This is a genomic window from Bacteroides sp. An322 (genome assembly GCF_002161765.1).
Lineage (GTDB): Bacteria > Bacteroidota > Bacteroidia > Bacteroidales > Bacteroidaceae > Phocaeicola > Phocaeicola merdavium.
The window spans coordinates 1-19,358 of the sequence record NZ_NFIN01000039.1 but is presented as its reverse complement, the minus strand read 5'-3'; the positions used below and the strand labels follow the sequence as shown (position 1 = coordinate 19,358).

The 19,358-nt window shown below is 32.5% G+C and carries 20 protein-coding genes; all 20 read right to left on the bottom strand.

Annotated elements, in window-relative coordinates; translation table 11 throughout:
* Window positions 1–306: 306 nt before the first annotated feature.
* Window positions 307–675 carry a hypothetical protein gene (locus tag B5F91_RS13935; protein ID WP_087429659.1) on the bottom strand — a complete coding sequence of 123 codons (369 nt, stop codon included), beginning with the start codon at window positions 673–675 and terminating at the stop codon, window positions 307–309.
* Window positions 676–746: 71 nt separating this feature from the next.
* Window positions 747–1,739, bottom strand: a complete 993-nt coding sequence (locus B5F91_RS13930; RefSeq protein ID WP_158099928.1) for an acyltransferase family protein — start codon at window positions 1,737–1,739, stop codon at window positions 747–749.
* 29 nt (window positions 1,740–1,768) lie between these two features.
* Window positions 1,769–2,833, bottom strand: coding sequence for an NAD-dependent epimerase/dehydratase family protein (locus B5F91_RS13925; RefSeq protein ID WP_087429657.1), 1,065 nt, complete (start codon window positions 2,831–2,833; stop codon window positions 1,769–1,771).
* 195 nt (window positions 2,834–3,028) lie between these two features.
* Window positions 3,029–4,090, bottom strand: a complete 1,062-nt coding sequence (locus tag B5F91_RS13920; RefSeq protein WP_087429656.1) for a glycosyltransferase — start codon at window positions 4,088–4,090, stop codon at window positions 3,029–3,031.
* A gap of 264 nt (window positions 4,091–4,354) precedes the next feature.
* Window positions 4,355–5,356, bottom strand: coding sequence for an acyltransferase (locus B5F91_RS13915; RefSeq protein ID WP_158099927.1), 1,002 nt, complete (start codon window positions 5,354–5,356; stop codon window positions 4,355–4,357).
* A 49-nt stretch (window positions 5,357–5,405) separates the two neighbouring features.
* The gene (locus tag B5F91_RS13910) at window positions 5,406–6,434 is read right to left on the bottom strand and encodes a glycosyltransferase (protein WP_087429654.1); all 1,029 of its coding nucleotides are present in this window, start codon (window positions 6,432–6,434) and stop codon (window positions 5,406–5,408) included.
* A gap of 17 nt (window positions 6,435–6,451) precedes the next feature.
* On the bottom strand, window positions 6,452–7,468 hold the full coding sequence (locus tag B5F91_RS13905; protein WP_087429653.1) for an acyltransferase: 1,017 nt from the start codon (window positions 7,466–7,468) through the stop codon (window positions 6,452–6,454).
* A gap of 165 nt (window positions 7,469–7,633) precedes the next feature.
* Window positions 7,634–8,803: a glycosyltransferase gene (locus tag B5F91_RS13900; RefSeq protein WP_158099926.1), complete on the bottom strand. Its 1,170-nt coding sequence runs from the start codon at window positions 8,801–8,803 to the stop codon at window positions 7,634–7,636.
* Between the two features lie 52 nt (window positions 8,804–8,855).
* Complete coding sequence (locus B5F91_RS13895) at window positions 8,856–9,491, bottom strand: hypothetical protein (protein WP_087429651.1); 636 nt, start codon at window positions 9,489–9,491, stop codon at window positions 8,856–8,858.
* Window positions 9,492–9,497: 6 nt separating this feature from the next.
* Window positions 9,498–10,310, bottom strand: a complete 813-nt coding sequence (locus B5F91_RS13890; protein WP_087429650.1) for a glycosyltransferase family A protein — start codon at window positions 10,308–10,310, stop codon at window positions 9,498–9,500.
* 52 nt (window positions 10,311–10,362) lie between these two features.
* On the bottom strand, window positions 10,363–11,622 hold the full coding sequence (locus tag B5F91_RS13885; protein ID WP_144025134.1) for a hypothetical protein: 1,260 nt from the start codon (window positions 11,620–11,622) through the stop codon (window positions 10,363–10,365).
* 88 nt (window positions 11,623–11,710) lie between these two features.
* On the bottom strand, window positions 11,711–12,421 hold the full coding sequence (locus tag B5F91_RS13880; RefSeq protein WP_087429648.1) for an acyltransferase: 711 nt from the start codon (window positions 12,419–12,421) through the stop codon (window positions 11,711–11,713).
* Window positions 12,409–13,764: an oligosaccharide flippase family protein gene (locus B5F91_RS13875; protein ID WP_087429647.1), complete on the bottom strand. Its 1,356-nt coding sequence runs from the start codon at window positions 13,762–13,764 to the stop codon at window positions 12,409–12,411. Before B5F91_RS13875 ends, B5F91_RS13880 begins: the two co-directional genes overlap by 13 nt.
* Before the next feature lie 37 nt (window positions 13,765–13,801).
* Window positions 13,802–14,899 (bottom strand): hypothetical protein, encoded by a 1,098-nt coding sequence (locus tag B5F91_RS13870; protein WP_144025133.1) that lies wholly within the window; start codon window positions 14,897–14,899, stop codon window positions 13,802–13,804.
* Window positions 14,896–15,291: a hypothetical protein gene (locus B5F91_RS13865; protein WP_087429645.1), complete on the bottom strand. Its 396-nt coding sequence runs from the start codon at window positions 15,289–15,291 to the stop codon at window positions 14,896–14,898. The genes B5F91_RS13870 and B5F91_RS13865 overlap by 4 nt, the downstream gene beginning before the upstream one ends.
* A gap of 177 nt (window positions 15,292–15,468) precedes the next feature.
* Complete coding sequence (locus B5F91_RS13860) at window positions 15,469–16,206, bottom strand: nucleotidyltransferase family protein (RefSeq protein WP_087429644.1); 738 nt, start codon at window positions 16,204–16,206, stop codon at window positions 15,469–15,471.
* A 20-nt stretch (window positions 16,207–16,226) separates the two neighbouring features.
* Window positions 16,227–17,369, bottom strand: coding sequence for a galactokinase family protein (locus B5F91_RS13855; protein ID WP_087429643.1), 1,143 nt, complete (start codon window positions 17,367–17,369; stop codon window positions 16,227–16,229).
* Window positions 17,370–17,675: 306 nt separating this feature from the next.
* A complete protein-coding gene (locus tag B5F91_RS15035) occupies window positions 17,676–17,933 on the bottom strand; it encodes a hypothetical protein (RefSeq protein WP_144025132.1) in 258 nt (85 codons plus the stop codon).
* On the bottom strand, window positions 17,923–18,456 hold the full coding sequence (locus B5F91_RS13845) for a hypothetical protein (RefSeq protein WP_087429641.1): 534 nt from the start codon (window positions 18,454–18,456) through the stop codon (window positions 17,923–17,925). Before B5F91_RS13845 ends, B5F91_RS15035 begins: the two co-directional genes overlap by 11 nt.
* On the bottom strand, window positions 18,453–19,358 hold a 906-nt coding region (locus tag B5F91_RS13840; RefSeq protein WP_158099925.1), incomplete at its 5' end, for an AAA family ATPase. The genes B5F91_RS13840 and B5F91_RS13845, both read right to left, overlap by 4 nt.

The window sequence follows — 19,358 nt, the reverse complement described above, 5'->3', positions numbered from 1 at the left end:
ATTGTTTGGTACCTGTAAAGATATAACATTTTTCCAATTGACCGGCTGATTCTGAATTGTATGTAGCCCTATAACATTATTCTTAAATCAATTCAAAACAGTTTCTTATAATAGCAAAACATAAGTAATTTAACTTATTATGCAAACATATAAGGTTAAGCTCTTATTTCCCTGCCGCATACAAATCAAAAGTCATCCATTATGATAAGCATAAAAAGAAATCGGATAAATCTTCACATCGGGGCTTCGAAAGAGTCAAATCGCATATCTTACGTTATCCGACCTCTTCGTCTCTACCTTTACGTTTTATAACTTATCAATGACCTCCTGGTCAAGTCCGGTCGCTTGGACAATGGTCTGCACATCCATTCCCATTTGTTTAAGATTGCGGGCTATTTCCTCTTTTCCTTCCGCCATACCTTCCGCTTTGCCTTGAGCCATGCCTTCCGCCATACCTTCCGCTTTACCTTGGGCTATGCCTTGAGCCATACCTTCCGCTATACCTTCCGCTTTACCTTTCATCCGCTCAAATTCCATGATAGCAAGACGGTCACGGTACACTTTGATGCTCTCATCATAGCGTATGCGGTCTTCCTTGCTCATGGAAGCAATATCTACTATATCTTCTACTTTCATGAAACAGACATCAGTAAAGGGATTGATAAATTTGCTCATAGCCTTTCTTTTTTATAATTCCATTCGATACAAAGATAACGGTTCTTAATTGAATTTCCAAACAAGTCATTCTATTTCAATCCGAACAATAATCGGGTAATATGATACTTCTGCAAGATATATTTATGCAAAAGAATGGGGAATACCACTCCCACAACAATCACAATAATAGCTGTCAGACAGAAAACCCAATCATTCCCAGTATTCCATACTCCCGGAATTTTATGCAAGACCGCTTTGGCAAAACCTTCAAATGTCGTATGAAATAAATAAATGATATACGAAGATACAGAAATTTGCAATATCCAATTCGGCTTGTCGCTCTTAACCAAGCTTTCCATTTGAACTGACAACTGCAAAACAGCAGCTATCCCTATGAAGGGTACTATTTCGTTTAAGATACTTAAAATACCCCCCCCAATGTTAAATAAGCACAAGCATTCAACAACTACAAAACTCAAATAGACAACAAGCGGATGCATTTTGATACGGCTGATACAATCTTTTTTTTCAAAAGCGATTACCCCTAACATAAAATAAACAAACATGCTCTTGAACTGATTGATACAGAATAAATCAGTAAGATGCAACGGTAAATAAGCCAATACAATACTGATTACAAACAACGCCAATCTGCTTTTAGGGGTCCTAAATAAAGGGACAACCACAAACATCCACCACAAAGCCCAGATAAACCACAAAAAATATCCCGCCTCTGGCAAATAGAACATTTTTGCATAGGATGATAAAGTTACAGGATTGGCTACATACGCATTCCCTTGCGTAATCAGTTTCAGGGTTATAATAAGAAAAGATGTCGCCAAATAAGGCACCATTAGCCGTTTCACTTTTTTCACGATAAAACCCTTATACGTTTCATGTTCCCGTTTTGTTGCAATATAGATATACCCACTTGCAAACATAAACAACGGCATGTGAAACGAATAAATAAACTTCCATATCACATTATACCATTCCGGTGAGTTTTCAGGATGATAATGCCCTATCACCACAAGAATGATACAAATGGCTTTGGCTATATCAAGGAATACTAAGCGTTGCATATACCCATTCAATTGTTTATACAAACATTTTATTTGCATTTATAATAATCCGCATACCACTCGGCAAAAGCTCTCAAACCTTTTCGGAGTGATGTAGCAGGCTTGAACCCAAAATCTTCCTCCAATGACGTTGTATCTGCATAAGTAACAGGCACATCGCCAGGCTGCATAGGTACCAATTCCTTATGCGCTTCAAAATCATAATCAGTAGGAAGCACTTTTGCCCGTATTAATTCCTCCTGAAGGATTGTTACAAAATCCAACAAATTTTCCGGTTGGTTATTTCCGATATTATAAACCTTATACGGTGGTATCGGCAATCCGTCTTCACCGGTCTTACGTTCCGGAGCATGTTGCATCACGCGGATTACCCCCTCTACAATATCATCAATGTAAGTAAAATCACGTTTACAATTTCCGTAGTTGAAAATCTGAATGCTCTTTCCTTCACGTAACTTATTTGTAAAACCAAAGTAAGCCATATCCGGTCTGCCAGCAGGGCCATAAACCGTAAAAAACCGTAAACCTGTTGACGGAATGTTATACAATTTAGCATACGCATGAGCCATCAATTCATTGCTCTTTTTGGTAGCGGCATACAGACTCACTGGATTATCCACTTTATCATCCGTACTATACGGCACTTTCTTATTACTACCATATACACTCGATGAAGAAGCATAAACCAAATGTTCCACTTCAGGAACAGCATGACGGCATGCTTCCAAAATGTTATAAAATCCTATCAAGTTACTCTCTACGTATGCGTCTGGATTCGTAATGCTATAACGCACGCCAGCCTGAGCCGCTAAATTCACGACAACATTGGGCTTATGTTCCGCAAAGAGTTGACAAATTAATTCTTTGTCTGCAATGTTTCCTTTAATGAAAAGGAAATTCTGGAACTTCTTTAAATTTTTCAATCTTTCCTCTTTTAAAGACACATCGTAATAGTCGGTGATAGAATCAATTCCAACTATTTTTATTGTCGGGAATCTTATCTGAAGCTCTAAAGCTAAATAACTACCGATAAATCCGGCTACTCCTGTAATAAATACAGTTTTGTTTTCTAATGAAATGTTGGACGATAACATGTGTATATTGATTTTAGATACGATAAGAAGTTAGGAATTATAATAATTTTTATCTGAACAAATAGAATAGAAATTGTCCTAAAACTGTTTCTTATATCAAATATTACAGTAAATTTTGAATTTTCTCTCTTTTAGTTAATGTGCTGAATTTAATGCTTGTATGTCGATCTTTATTTACTGCTTACTTATAATGAGTTATATGCTCAATATTAATTGTTTCCATTGTGAACAAATAGTATCTTCATTTACTCTTATTCTTATTTCTGCTGCATTCTTACCTAAGTATGCAGCATATTCTTTATTTGATACTATTTTTTTCATTGCCGCAATCAATTTATTTTTATCCCCAACAGGAACAAGTAAACCGTTAATTTTGTCTTTGATTATCATCCTTGCCCCTCCTGGAGGAGAATCTGTGCTAATGCAAGGAAGACCAATAGCCATTGCTTCTATTAAAGCGTTTGAAAGTCCTTCAAAATTTGACGTAATTATGAACATCATTGCATTTCTTATTAAATCAAGTACATTTTCATTAACTCCAGCAAATATAATTTTATCTTGCAATTTGCACTCTTTTGCTTTGCCTTTTAGCTCACTTTCTAGTGGCCCTTCTCCATAAATAACCAATGAATAATCAGGGTATTCTTTAGTAAACTCTCCAAAAGCTTCAATTAAAAGATTTAAGTTCTTTTGAGGGTGTAAACGGGAAACTGTAACAATTTTTTTTTCTCGTTTTCCTTCATATAAATCAGGAATTCTATTTCGAAGTGGATTCAAAATGATAACCCCATTTTCACGCACCTTATTTGAAAAAAAACCCTTTGCTCCTTCGGTTTGAAATACAACCTTATCTGCAAATTGATAAAGTAAATCTCTTATATAATTATATTTAGCTGCAATTGTTTTTGATGGATCATTCCGTTCTGATACAATCACTTTTACACCTGTTAATTTTGCAGCTATAATTGCATATAAATTTAATTTTGTCATAAATGATATGACTATAGTCTTTTTCTCTGTTTTCAAATGCTTGATAAGCCAAAATAACCGGATTATCCCTCCTTTTTTAATGGCGGTATATGATTGATTAAGATATACTTTATCAGATAAAGCATATTCTACTTGTGAATCAATCATCATCCAAATTTCCACATGAAATTCTTGAGATAACCAATTAGACAATGTAACTATAACTCTTTCCGCACCACCACTTTTTAGAGACGGTACTATAAATACAATTCGAGGATATATTTTCATGTTATTCACAAATTACTTTTTATCTATAACCTTGTAGTCTATTTTATTTTTGCAATGTTTTATTGAGCTATAACGGCATAAAACATCGTTCTTTCAATACTTTATATTTAAATATAAAGCGAAAAGCTCTTTGGATTTTAAGAAACTGTTTGAAATGATTGGAAAAAGTTTTTATAGGGCTAACGTTTATTAGGAAATTGTGCTCTTCCAAATCATGCTTAACAAATTTGCCGAATAAAATCAAAACAGTTTCTTAATATAATATTAAGCTCGTAACTGTTTGACAACTTTGTTAGAGCACCAGTTAATGCCCATAGAAATTAGTATAGTTAATACGTATGTCATCAGTATAAATATGCCCGATGATAAACTAGGTATGACTTTTATTATTGCTAACATTACGATAGTGTGTAAGAGATATACCTCATATGATATTCTCCCAAGCCACAAACTGATTTTGTTTCCAAATTGTTTCTTTACTGTCAGTAATAGAATCCATAGTATGATGGAAAGGCCGAGAATTATTTTTAAGAGGTATTCACCCCAAAAGTAGACTGTTTTGAATTTTAAATATAGTACGCCTAATGCAAAAGCCCAGAAAGTGTATATGATAATTTTTTGTATTCTATTTCGGGTAAGCCATTGGTCTACACACGGCTTAAGACGGTAATAGAGCAATCCCCAAATTAAACCAATTCTTTCACAACGCCATCCTAAAAGATTACTCCAAGTAGTTTCTTTGCTAAAGAAAAATGAAATCAAACTTGATAAAATTATGCCTATACAGAGTAATGCATCGACAATCCAACTTTTAGAAATCGGAATTACTTTTTTCAGTTGCATCACAATATAGAACCATAGACAATATTCTAAAAGGACAAGTACATAATCATTGATATACCATAGGTGTTTGAATGTAAAGTTATTATCCAATAAAGCAAATAGTACAAATGCAAATATGTTAATCAGAAAGCATGGAATTAATAATGCTAGTAATCTATTTCTCCAAAAATGCTTGAGATAATCCACTTTACTTTCTACACTAAATTGCATACCATAAGCTGAAATCATGAAAAATAGAGTGACACATACATAGGCAAAACTTCCTATTGCATCTTGTAATGGATTAGTATATCCTTCCCGTATATGTACCATTACAACTATAATACAGCAAATTCCTTTGAGAACAGATGTATAATCTTTGGAAAATAAGTTCTCAGCATTGTCACTTTCCTTTGTTTTACCCCCTATAAATATTGTTAACATGGGAATAAAAGCTGTTAATATATAATTTAGCATTTTTATATTTACAGTTTTATTTTTGATACTTGATTATCGTTTCTCCTACATAGCAACCATACCGGTATATGGAATGTTTATTTAAATACAGATTGCGCTCTTGTTTGGATAATCTTTCATATAAATCTGTATCTTCATATAATCGTTGTATAGCCGTCAAAAGTTCTTTTTTATTTTTATTAACAACAAGACCTGTTTTTTCGTTTTCAACATAATCGTCTGCTAAACAACTTGGAGATGTTATGATTAACGGTTTCCCAAATGACATTGTTTGTAATAGAACCGTTTCACCAGAACCTATCTTTCCGTCTTTAATCGGAATAATTGCCATTTTGCATTTTGCTAAATACTTATAAGAATCTTCAAACCAAACATTATTAAGAATTTCAATATTCATAGGCAAATCTGTTCTATGTAGTTGGTCACAAATTATTTTCAATTTATACGGGGTTTCCGATAAACAGTTCAATAACCAATCCCAATCTCTATTGCTTCGTCCTATAGAAAGAATAAAATCTTCTCTTTTATCTAAATCTTCTTTAGATAGTTTTTGCGTAAAATCTTCAACACCAAATGGTAAGTACACAAAGCGTTTTTTATCTTCTTGGAAAACTTCCGCACAATAGTCGCAGAATGTTTGAGATGTACATACAAAAACATCAATATATTTACTTTTAACAATATATTTCATCCATTTGAAATAAATTTTCCCTAAAAGACCATTGCCTTTTGGTTTGTATGTAAAATTCTTAATAAGTAAAAAATGTTTCTTTTTCACTTTGAATAATCTACAATAAAATGCGAATAGTACACCATAAAATGATTGCCAACTGACTATCATTTTGTATTTATCCCTTGTTATGAATATAATAAAAGGAAACCAGAAATAAATGATGTAGCGATAAATATTATACAAAAAAGAACGACCTTGATTTGATACGCAATTTTTTATTATCCATTTCTCGCCGGTTGCATCATGTAAACCTTTTAAAAAATCCCAATTGTTATTGAGCGGCATATCGCTCAATATTACATTTTTTTTCATAATTTATTTGAATGAATTTACATTTTGATTGACATGTCTAATTTTGTAACTATCGGCATTGATATTTTATTTATTAATAATGAGAGCAAAATGCCAAGAAGTATAACTAGTGAATACTCCAAATAGCCATTAGTGAGTAGCGGGTAGTTGGCTCGTAATGGTGAGAAAATTTCTTTAAGTATATCACATAAATATATATTTGCTAAATATGATTCTAGTGAAACGATACCTATCCATGAAATAAAATGATAAATAAATTTCTTATTTTTTATATATTCAATAAATATTATTAACACAGTTAAGGCAGGCGGTACTAAGCACCATTGTGTCGGGGTATCTTTGTTTATGAATTCATGGATTGCAACATAAAAAATTAGCGGTAGTATAATTAGTACCCCAGCGTGAATTTTCATACCTCGCTTTATTAATGGAGCTGCAGCCATACCGATTACGAAGCTTGGCACTCGTCCAAAAGCCCATTGTAGATTATTGAAAACGGCATGAGTCGTATCGTTGAAAATGTTTATATTAAACATACAAACTATAATCAACGCCACTACCATTAACCCAGTAAGAAGCATACGATTTCCTAATTGTAAATATTTGTAAATAAGCGGAGTAAAAGAGTAAAGTGGAATAAGCAATGCTATATACCAAGCTCCTGTATGATTTAACCAAAAGTCAATGGTAGAAAATACCATAAACTCTTTGGAAAACGAGAAAACACCATTATATAATTTCCAAATCCAAAAAGGTATTTGCATAAATAGATAGGGTACGAATATTCGGATGAAGCGTTTATAATACCACTGTTTAAGTATAACTCCTTTTGAAAGTGAGTAATAACAACCCAATCCCGAAAGGAATAGGAATATATCTACACCCAATCCACCTCGTTGAAGTAAATTGCTAATTGTAATAGGCATGGAAATACCATATTGTGGAGCGTGACAGATAATTATCATTAAAGCTGCCAACCCCATAAGTGGAGTGCGATATTTACTCAATTGATTTAAGTCAATTTGTAAATTCATTTCTATAATAAAAATTTTTCTTATAAATTTTCATTCGGGATGGAGGAAAGAAATACCCGTATCTCCACAATATCCTATAATCTTGGAATTGAGATTAAAGTAGCATTATTTTTCTACCATAGATATCAATTTCGATGAATTTCTTTCAACTACAATCCTAGTATATCACGTTTCGCTGTTGAATAATGAAATGTAAAAATCAGAAAGACGTTTACCTTGAAATATAGGATTAAAATATTTTTTAGCTATAATCTTACCTTCTGCTCCAATCTTTTGTGCTTCATGAGGTTTATCAAGTATATATTTGATATATTTCACTAATTTATCCTCATCATCTGGCTCAATAATAAATGCATTTTTTTCGTTCTCTAAGTAGATATTGGCATCTCCCACTGTTGTTGTAATTACAGGTATACCACTTATCAACATTTCGCCAAGCTTAGTAGGAAAGCAGTTACGTGTTTGCAAGTTGTCGCTTTTATAAATAATAGTCATAGCCGCATGACGCTGTAAAACAGCTACTCGTTCTGGACTTACTAAACCTAATAATTCTACGCTATCTTCAACGCCAAGTTCTCGTATCATTGGTAGATATTTGCATTTTTTATTGGCTTGTGGTCCAGTGAATACAAGTTTACATGTAGATTGAGTTTCCTTTTTGAAACGAGCGAAAGCATGAAGAATTTTGCTAATGCTGTCCTTTTGCTCTAGCATCGTGCCTGTATGGATAATGTAGGGGACATTATATTCATTTTTTTCATATCCATTATTGTTTCCATCATTGAAATCTTCTACTAATATCGGAACAATAATACACTGTGCTTTACGTCCTTTATATTTTATAACAAATTTACTGAGGTCACGTGATATGGCTATGAACCCATCATAGTGAGGCATCACAAAGTGATATTCAAACCATTTACATAGTTTATGCCAATATGAGGTAACATTGCCTAAAGCAGAAGGGTGTTCACAAGTTTCCTTAACAATCTTTGCACCTTTTATTTTTGAGGCAATGATAATTAGAATTTGCAAAAAAATAGGATAATAATATGCAAAAACGGCATCTTTTCGATGGATATGTTTGAGTGCATAAAAGAAAGAGCGAATGTAATCAAGCATCAAGTAATCTATTCCGCGCATCAATTTGTTATTTTTAGCATGCTTGAATTTACCACATGTATAGATATACTTGATTCCTTGATATTCTCCTTTTGCTGGCTGGTCATCGTCATCATTGGGTTCAAAACACTTTTGACAGACTACTACATCAATAATATGTCCTTGATTCATTAGTCCTTTCGCATAGCAAAGTTGTCGTTTGGCGGCAGCCATGCCAAATGGAAATGATGTATTTATGTAAAAATGGATTATCATTATAGCTTGATTAGATAATTAAATTCATTTGTTTTCGTAGATTTTCTACAGCAAGAACTCGCTGTGCATATTTTTCGCCGTCACGTTCCCACCAAAATGGGTAGTCTCTGTTTTTTATAATAGCAGGGTTTCCGGTTAATAGCAAATGACTACCTGCACTTTTATTTACAAGGCTATTGGCAGCTACAGATACTCCATCTCCTAATATTAAATGACCAATAATCTTTGCGCCTGTAGCAAGGTATAATCCATTACCTATGATCTTATCATTTCCACCGATACAGGTAGAAGTATGTAGAACACAGAAATTTCCAACTTTGACTTCATCATTGACAACTATTGTTCCATAATGAGGAATGACAAGCCCATAGCCAAATACATTGCAGCCTATTGAAAAACCTAAACGCAATGAAAGTTTTCCATACATATATGAACTCCATGCGCCACGGATACGATCAATACATGAAAGATTCTTTTTTCCTTTGTAATAACAAGTTATCCTCATATAACGCAATGTGTTAATAATCTTAAAATGGGGGGGGGTAAACAGTCCCAATCTTTCACGAATATTACGCCTTGCGGATAGACCGTTCATAATACGGTCTGCCATAATGTAGAAACGAAGTTCTTTCTTAGAAGTTATCATATTGAATTATTTTTTGCCCAGTATGAGTGACAATGTACATTTTGTAATGTTAGTTATTACTCGTTTCCAATGATTGAAATAAGCAATGGGTGAATACTTGAATATACGTCCTCCAAGTTGGAAAATAACCCATAAGTGGAAATGTAACATCATCGCGTTATTATTGAAGTTCCATTGGTAAGACGTATTATGGGTCAAAGATGTAGTTTCATAAAAATATGCTCTAAGACAATCATTGTAGCATACGACTTTGTAACCTTTTTTAGCGAGCAAGAACCATAAGCGATTTTCGGTATAGAAATGGCCTTTGACTTCTGGAAATTTGTTTTGTTTCAATAGATTTGTCCGTATACATCCCCAATGTTCACCTTGTATTTTATAATGATAGGTTAATTCTACATTGTCACTAACCAATCCTTCTTTTGGATATGGTGTACCATGGAGAGTGCCAGTTTGTGGATCGTAAACACAAACATTTATACCTGAAAACTTATTAATATTGCCATAAGTATCTACCAATTCATTTATTCGTTTATTGAAATATTCTAATGTTGTTGGGATGAAACTGTCATCGGCATCTGCTGGTAAAAAATATTCTCCACTTGACAAATCTACAGCTTTATTCCAAGTTCGATGTTTCCCTAAATTCCTTTGAGAGAAATAGCTAATTTTGTTTTTCATTGGACTTTTATCTATAAAACTTCTAATTACGGCATCGGAATTATCTTGCGAACCGTCATTTATGATAATCCATTCAAAATTAGTATACGTTTGACTTTCTACAGAATCAAATACTCTTTGAATAGTCCCCCCCCCCATTATAACATGGTGTAAATATCGTAAATTTAAAATTTGTCATAATTATATTGTTTTATTTTACTAGTTGTATAGTCTCTATCAGATGCTTAGATTTAGTTCTTTGATTCTTTTGCTGCTTAAAATACCCATAGAACCAAAATGATGTAAAAATAGGTACTGATAATACTTGATATGATATTGCACTTAGACAAAAGAGTATAAAAAGCCCTATTTTCCTTTTTTCGTTACTGTCTGCAGCTATGGCTGCTGAAGATTTGTATAATATGTAAAAAAGAAAGATTCCAAAGAAAACGCCAAAACAAGAAAGTATGTTTGCGAGTCCATTGGCTAACTTATAGTTACTTGTAATATTAGTATAGAAATATGAATGCTTGAAATTTCTTCCATAACCAAGTATTGGGTCATGCATTAGATTCATCCATTCAAATGTCATTGCCTCAAATCTGTCGAGTGAACCCAAATATATACCTTCATCTTGCTTACGGGAATGATAATCAAATTGTTCATATAACCTAGATACATCTTGCGCATTTGTAATTCTATCTCTTACTTTTTTACCCATAAAATCCAATTGTAACAGTCCATATACAATCGGAATCATAATTAATGCTAATACGATGATGTATTTTAGGTTGAATTTCTTTATGAGGAAAATGGAATAAATAGCCATAATGGTGAAAAATCCTGTAGTTGATTGAGTGGTCGCTAATGTTACAAGAAGCCACCATATATTTTTATTATTTTTAAATTTGATACCATTTTGACATAGGTTGCAAAAAATAGCCAATGTAACCATGATAGCAAAACGGCCAGGTTCCCACGAACATCCAGCATTTCGGATAATACCGGAATAGATTTGTCCTTTAGCGGGATCCATCCAATTAAAAAGATACAGAACATGATTACCAAAGGCTGTTTCAGGGAATAAATGAAAAAAAGACGAGGACGCTGGTATAAGCACTGCAATTAGCCATCCCCCAATAGCTATTTTACAAAAGAATACAAGTAGTTGTTCATAAATAGGAATCAATGTATATCCATATATTTTATTATGAATATAAGCTATTACAATAGCATATACCATGAAAAAATGGTAAGATAATTCTTCAGTTGTATAATTGCCATATTTAATTAATGAACAAATAGCCCAAATGCTATAAATGGCCAATATTAAATATAGTTTTTTGTTCTTGAATGAAATAGGATGTTTTTTCCATAATATATAAGTCAATATAATAGGCAATAAGAATGGAATAGGATTCCCAGATAATCCTCCAATCATTCTGCCTGTCTCAGGTGTGGCTTGTGCCATGTAAATGACCATTACAAGCATATAGAAAATCTCAAACCGACCGTATTTCTTAAAAAAATTACTTTCTAGAATCATATAAATAGGAAAATTATTGAAGATTATGTACCTGTTTCACGCTATGAATCTTTACCTGTTGCTCTAAAGTTAGCTCATCTTCAACACCGAATATTTTCTTATCTGAATAATATTTTTCAAAAAGTTCGTCCAATTCATCTAATGTGAGACGCTCTTCTATAGGATAAAGCATTTTTTCATGCTTGATTATGCCGTTTTTAGTAAATTTTACTCCGACTATCTTAGCGGGAGAACCTATTGCCAAAGCGTATGGAGGAATATCTTTTGTGACCAACGCACATGCTCCAATAGTAGCCCCTCTCCCTATAGAAACACCAGCCAATATGGTACTGTTTGCACCCACCCATACGTCTTCTTCGATTACCACATCACCGGATTTATCATTTACATGAGATTCTCCTAAAATAAATTGAGGAACTCCAACTGTAGCCCTGTGACTATTAGTTACGATTGTACACTGAGGGGCTATTACTGAATATTTTTTTATTGTAACTTTCTCATGTTTTGCATTGATTATACTTATGCCATACCGTATGGCAACTTGATCAGCTAAATAAACTTGATTAGGATTCCCTATATTGCAAGGATATTCGATTACTGTATGTTGACCAATTTGACCAAAAGAACTTCCTCTAGGAAATGAATGGATTGCCCACTTCATAAATGACTTAAAGCAACGCATGAATTGCTGAACAATACGGATTTTGTTTCTTATGCTGCCCATATACCTGTAGCTTTTTGATTTAATAATTTTCTAATTTGAATAGTAAAAACAATGGAATAAAAAAGTGTAATGCAACTCATAGACATAACAACTCCTAAAGCCCCGGCAAACTGCGCAAACAAAATAGATAAAGGAATGTGAGCGACTAAACCTATTAATGTGATATTTGTCTGTAACTTTATAGTTCCTATCCCGTTAATCATATTAACTTGAAAGGCATCCCATGAATGAAGCAGGACATAAATTCCAACCATCAACGTCATAATAAATGGGACTTCCGCACGGTTTCCAATCCATATTTTATATATTATAGGAGATAAAAGAACCATCAAAACAACCACAACCACACTAATTAGATATATTTTAGACATTTTGTTGTATATATTTTTCATCCACCCAAAGTCTTTGCGAGTATAAGCGTCAGTAAATGCCGGCCATAAAGGTTGTAACAAAATAGTATAAACCATCATTGAAATTCCTATGTATTTATATGCTAAATTGTATGCTGTAACATCCGTGGGACCGGATAAATTAGAAATAAGCACATTGGTACTTTGATACAAAATGAGCATTTGTATTTGAATCAAAAAAAATCTGGATCCTAACTGAAACAAATCCTTTACATATTTTTTATTATATAGCTTAATGGAAGGGGAAACATTCTTGAATTTTCCCTTATAGAAATAGAACGATGCGATTAATAAAACAATAATGGGCATTGCAGATATGGCGAAGGCCAAAGCTAACAACGAAGGAGGACATAATAAGGTCAGGAAATAAATAATAATGAGTGACAACACATTACCGATTACTATAAAAGAAGAAGACAGAGCCACTTTCTGAAATGCCGCAATGACGGCTGTCAATACATTTAATATCATCTGCAAACAAAAGCAGATAACCAAGACATACATGGCATCTTCTATCGCTTGATTATAAACAGGATTTACATTTAAACACCATGCCCAATCAATAAACGGTATGCATATCACTAATAATAAGCAAAGTGGTAAAAATATAAATATCATCATTGAATAAGTAGTTGAGACTAACGCCTTTCCTTTTTCCCAATTATTCAATGCAATAGATTCTCCTAATCTGTTTTTTAATCCATTTGTAAAACCGATATCTAAAAAGTGTAACCACGTGACAATGGAAGATATGGTCAGCCAAATACCATAAAGTTCTGCATTTACATATCCTAAAGTTAAAGGAACTAAAAGAAAACTGACAGCTATACTTACTCCTTTTATCAAAAGCGATAAGATTATATTTTTTTTCATCGCAACAGAGCGGACATTTCCTGTTGCTATTTTATTTTTTAATACTAATAATAAATTCATTTTGATTAAAAATGTGATACGTTTCCTATAAACAGTATTAGTTTGATTGTGTAGATGAAGGTTCTTTTTTGTAATAAATTCTTATCCACGCATTCATGTCTTTTATTTCTATATTTTTTTCTATGCAGTATCCTTTTAAGCCTTTCCTTTTATTTTGAGGTAATTTTTTCCAATTACAATAATCTTGATACTCTTTAGACAAATCTAGTTTAGGAGATTTGTATTGAGATAAAGGACTTTCTTGATTAGTTATAAAAATATCATGCGAATCGATTTGGTTCGTTTCTATTTTCTTTGCATATAATTGTTTGATCTTAAATTTTATCCATGACTTTAACAAATCAATGTGTGTAGGTGTTGCGGATTTTAGCAATTGTTGAAAAAGTATATTATTAAAATCAGTATTAGTGATATCTCCTCCAGCGGAAGAAAACATAGAATCAGTCCATTGATCTAGATAAATTTTATCTACTTTCTCTTTCTGTTTATTCTTTATCCCTTCCATAGAAGATGTATATTTTTGAAATTCTATACAAACTCTATGTTTTAAATATCCTTTATAGATACTTGAAAACATCCAATAAATATACATTTGGTGAAAAATAGGATAGATGATTATAAATATTAATAGATATTTCTTATAATCGTACATAAAATTTATTGCAAGATTGTTGTTTATATAACAGTTTGTATAAAGCTGGGCTATTGATAGTATTAATCCGTCTATAATTATAATGCCTAACACCCAACGCCATGACCTTAATATATATTTAGACAACACTATAACAATAAACGTAAATAATATACAATATAAAATTGGAGAATAAAAAGATTTATCATGACAATTGGTTTCATTTTCAAATCCCATCAATATCAAAACAAACACACACAATGCCAATAAAATGGTGCCTTTTAATCGAGCTTTTTTTTGAACTTTATTATAATTCTTTTTTATAGTGTCGTTTAATTTTTCAGACATAGAAGAACTCCATGGGAAATTATATTGATTTAAAAGGCTTTCCATTTCTTTATAATATTGTGGAGTCCAAAAGTTAGAACAAAAATCATTATTTACAGCCATAGTTATGTATACAGCAGCAAATAATTCAACAAAAGAACTTAAATCCGAAATCATAGATAATCTTTATATAATTCCTGAATTATTTTTTGAGTTTTTTCATTAATAATTTTTTCATCTTCACAATCAATATTATGATCATCTTCAGCTTTTATATTTGCCCTATAATTGGGATAATCCGTTCCTTTAGATACATTGTTTTTCCAATTTAAAGGTCTAAGATTCTTAATGTTGTCAATTAAAAGTTGTGGTACATCAAGTTCTTTTAGTTTTGATTCTGGATAAATATGGTCTACTTCCCAACCAAAATCATTGTTTCTATTATCATATTGATTCCTTAAAATCCATGCTCCACAAGCATCTTTTCTAACAAAATTTGCATCGTATTCAGGATCTGTAAGCCCTTTTTCCCAAATAGCATCTAGCAATTCTTTTGAAAATTGTGTCATAACAATAATATTTAGTAAACAAATATTTAAAGTCAAATTTAACATAAACTCTTAATTGATAGTAACCTCTTGAAGGTTGTATAATAGCTTTCTGGCATATTGTTTTAAAATATAAGTATTAATTGAGATAACATCCATAACATAGGAATTTTTATACATTGGATGTATGCTATTAAATTAAAACGAATCAAACAATTTCTTTGCTTCCTCATAACTATCTAAATTGCCGATATCAAAACGCTTACCGGGCATCTTATAAGCATGAATGTCCGTTATCTTACATAAATAGTGAGCTAAATTTCCAGGTGCATCAAATCCACAATTGTGGTTCAGGCAGTCTTTTATTAATGGCAAATCTTCTTTCTGGTAAATGTAAAAAGGAGGAACAGCCCAATTGGAAACAGGGTGTTCCGGTTTCTCTTGCATATCAAGAACTTTCATGTCTTCATCTACAGCGATTACACCGGTTCGTTGCAATTTTTTTAGTTCAGGTTCATGATGACACATAATTACCGATGTGCCTTTATCATTGAAGAAATCAACAAAACCTTTAAAAGAGAAATCGAGGATATTGTCTGCGGCAACAACTAATATGTCATCATCAACATTGTATTTCTCTAAAGCAAGCAATAAATCTTTTACTGCTCCAAGACGGTTTTCGTTAGTGTCTGTCCCGTCATCAATTACAGTTACGGGGTTGGTGTAATTCGTCTTGCCTTTCCAATCTTCAAATATGTTGACAAATTTATGATTGGTTACGATTATATGTTCATCGATATCAGGTATCGTGTCAATGTCGTCAAGCATTTTTCCAAGAATTGTATTGTTGCCTATTTTCAGTAATGGCTTGGGAAAATTCTTAGTTAACGGATAAAGTCTTGTTGCGTAACCGGCTGCTATCACAATTGTTTTCATCTTCTGATTTTTATTTTTTGTTATATGAATCTTGCCCCATCATCAGGTTTTACGAAATATACCTTGAAAGTCTTTTCATATTCAGGGAATTTTTCGAGGTAACGCTTGGTCAATTCTCTTTCTATTTCGTCTTTATACTCTGGGTTGACAATGGCAATACAAGCTCCCTTAAAACCAGCTCCAGAGAATCGTCCTCCGTAAACACCCGGAAGTGAACGCATTATTTCATAAATTGCAATCAATTCGGGCGAACCACATTCGTAGTTATGGATACTGCTCTCACAGCTTTCAAAGCATAACTTACCGAAAAGTTCAATATTTCCACTTTCCCATGCAGTTACGCCTTGTCGCACTCTTCGGTATTCGCTGTAGAAATGTTCGGCACGGCGGGCAAACCTTTGTGGCATGGCTATACGTGTTTTTTCAAATGTTAATCTAGGAATATCACGAAGAAAAGTCTTATCAAATGTTTTTAATGGTTGTTCCATATAGGCAAGCATATTCCAAGCTGCTGTTTTACATTCGTAGACCCTCAAATTATAATCACTGTTTACAAGACTGCGGGTTAGACCGGAAAAGAATATGCCTATTTCAAAATCCGGCATTTTCGGGTTGCGTTTGATAATACGATATTCGTTACTATCACAATCTAAGAACAGCAAACCTTCTTTTTTCCCAAGAACAATACAAGATTGGTCAAGTATTCCATTGTTCAAACCAATGTATTCTCTTTCAGCCTCGGAAGCGATTTGGACTATTTCCATAGGAGTAAGTTCTATGTCGTTGGCTTTTGCAAAAGCCATGACGTATGCCACAAGTACGGCAGCACTTGAAGACAACCCGCCAATTGGCAATGAACCTTGTATTACGCCTGTGATACCTTTTTTTAATATAAACCTTTTTCTTAATGCATATTTGGCTCCACGTGCATAGTCTCCCCAATGCTTTTCTTTCACTTGTGATGCTTGTGTAATGTCAAAATCAACGAAACCGTCAAAAGTCCATGACTCAAGATGTACCTGTCCGTCTTCATTAGGGGTAAACCAAAAGTCAACACCTTTATTTATAGCGAAACCTGTAACGATTCCATGTTGGTGATCTACGTGTGCTCCTAAAGGGCATACACGATAGGGGGCAAAAATGTGGTATTGATACCTTGTCATTTTATAAATGTAAATTTGAAAATACGCTTATAGGCGTAACTACTCAATTTAGGACATCCCCTTTGAAAGGGCACTAAGCAGTGCCCTAAACCGAGTTATGTTAAAAATTAGTCTTGAATATTAATACGAGCTTGCAGCCTAAACGATTCTTGCCGGATTTCTATTCGCATTGTTATCTTTTGGTCTGGTACTGAAAATAGAATCCTTCAAGATTTTCACTGCTATACACAATTTTTGATTCGCTGCGAAGATAGGAATTTCAATTAATAGCCAATTTTTAACCGCTTAACGAAATCTTTTCCTTTATTAAAGATAGTTTTGAATTAAATCCCATATTATACTTGCTATGAGTGACGACAATATTCCACTTAAAAAACCTTTTAAAAAAGATTTCCGTTTTTCTTTGTTTATATTAATTTTTGCATTGATGATTTTGCTATTGTTTTGTGCTAAAATAGAGTTGTTTACATCCATCTTTTTTTTTCTATTATTAATATTAATTGATGAATTTGTTATAGAGCTTTTATTTTTGGCGATTATAGCGTTATTTATTTTATTTTTCATTATGGGTTAATTTTACGTTGTTAATATGACTTCTATCTTGGGCAATAATGCTATTTTTAATTATAAGAGGTGGTTGGGAACAGTTCTCTGGAGACGAGAATAATTTAATAGCTTCTTCTCTATCAAAAACCTTTATATAAGTTCCATTGTATGAAATAACTTTGTCTTCTTCATAAAGTTTTTGTGTCCAGCCATTATGATTATATACTATTAATGTTTTATCAAAAGTTTGACTACAAACTAATAAAAAGATTTCTTCATCTGTTTTAGCATTATCTATATTTTCTATACTTATTGGTTCCCAACTACAAGGGAAATCTGCCATCAATTGTAACCAATATGCTATAGCTGGATTTTGAATATTGCTGTAAATTTGTATTATTTTGCCATCTCTATCAATAGCTAATTTATGATGATTATTGTTTTGGGCAAAAACCATTAGTATATCTGTTATTATTTCTTTACGATTGGGGGCTCTTTCTAAATTTTTTAAAATACAATCTGATAGTGTATAGCAAATCATCTTTTCAAAAACAAATGTTTAATAAATTCCGTAGTATCTCGTTTTAATTCATCTGCGTAAAAATCTTGTGGCCATTCAAAACTTCCATTTTCAGAAACCTTCTTTTCATGTATTTCTGCAGAACTGTTATTGTTTTGTGGGGGCGTTATAAAGTAGATAGCAATGTTTTCAGAAGATATTTTCTTTTCTGAAATACGTCTTCTTAATCTTCTTAATAGATATTCACTGTGAGTTTCTATAAGTAAATATTTTTTATCTTTATTGTTTACTACATCAATAAAAAGATCAGCTAGGTCGGCTTGCATTTTAGGATGCAAATGGATTTCCGGCTGTTCTATCATGGTTAAAGATCCATTAAAAGATAAGAAACTCTGAACAATAATAGGGAGAATTTGGGATATACCAAATCCAACGTCTGTTATATCTAAATCTAATGTATTTTGATGTATCTTTAATTTATGAATAACATCTTGTAAAGTAGAAACATCTACTTTTAATCCAAATTTGTCTAACCAGTCGTTAACTTTTTTTCTTACAGTACCATTTTCTTTCAGTATTTCGGTTAAAGAGTTTCCGTCAAGAGTGTTCAATACTGTATTTATGTTTGATTTATCTAAAAAATAATAACGTTGAGGGTGTGCCCTTAAAGGACTGACATGATTAACTAGTTCTCTTGTAAATTGCTCCTTAATAGGGTTAATTGAACGATCAATAATAAGAGACATGATATATGTTATAGGAGAATAATTCTGATTATCTAGATTTCTAAAAAAGATACTTCTACTTCGACTTACGTTAGGATACCATGAAAATATCGTAGAATCAAAGTTCATTAGTTCTAAAAATTCATTTTTAGATATATTGTCTAATATTTCTTCTCCATTAATTAAGCTGCTAGTTAT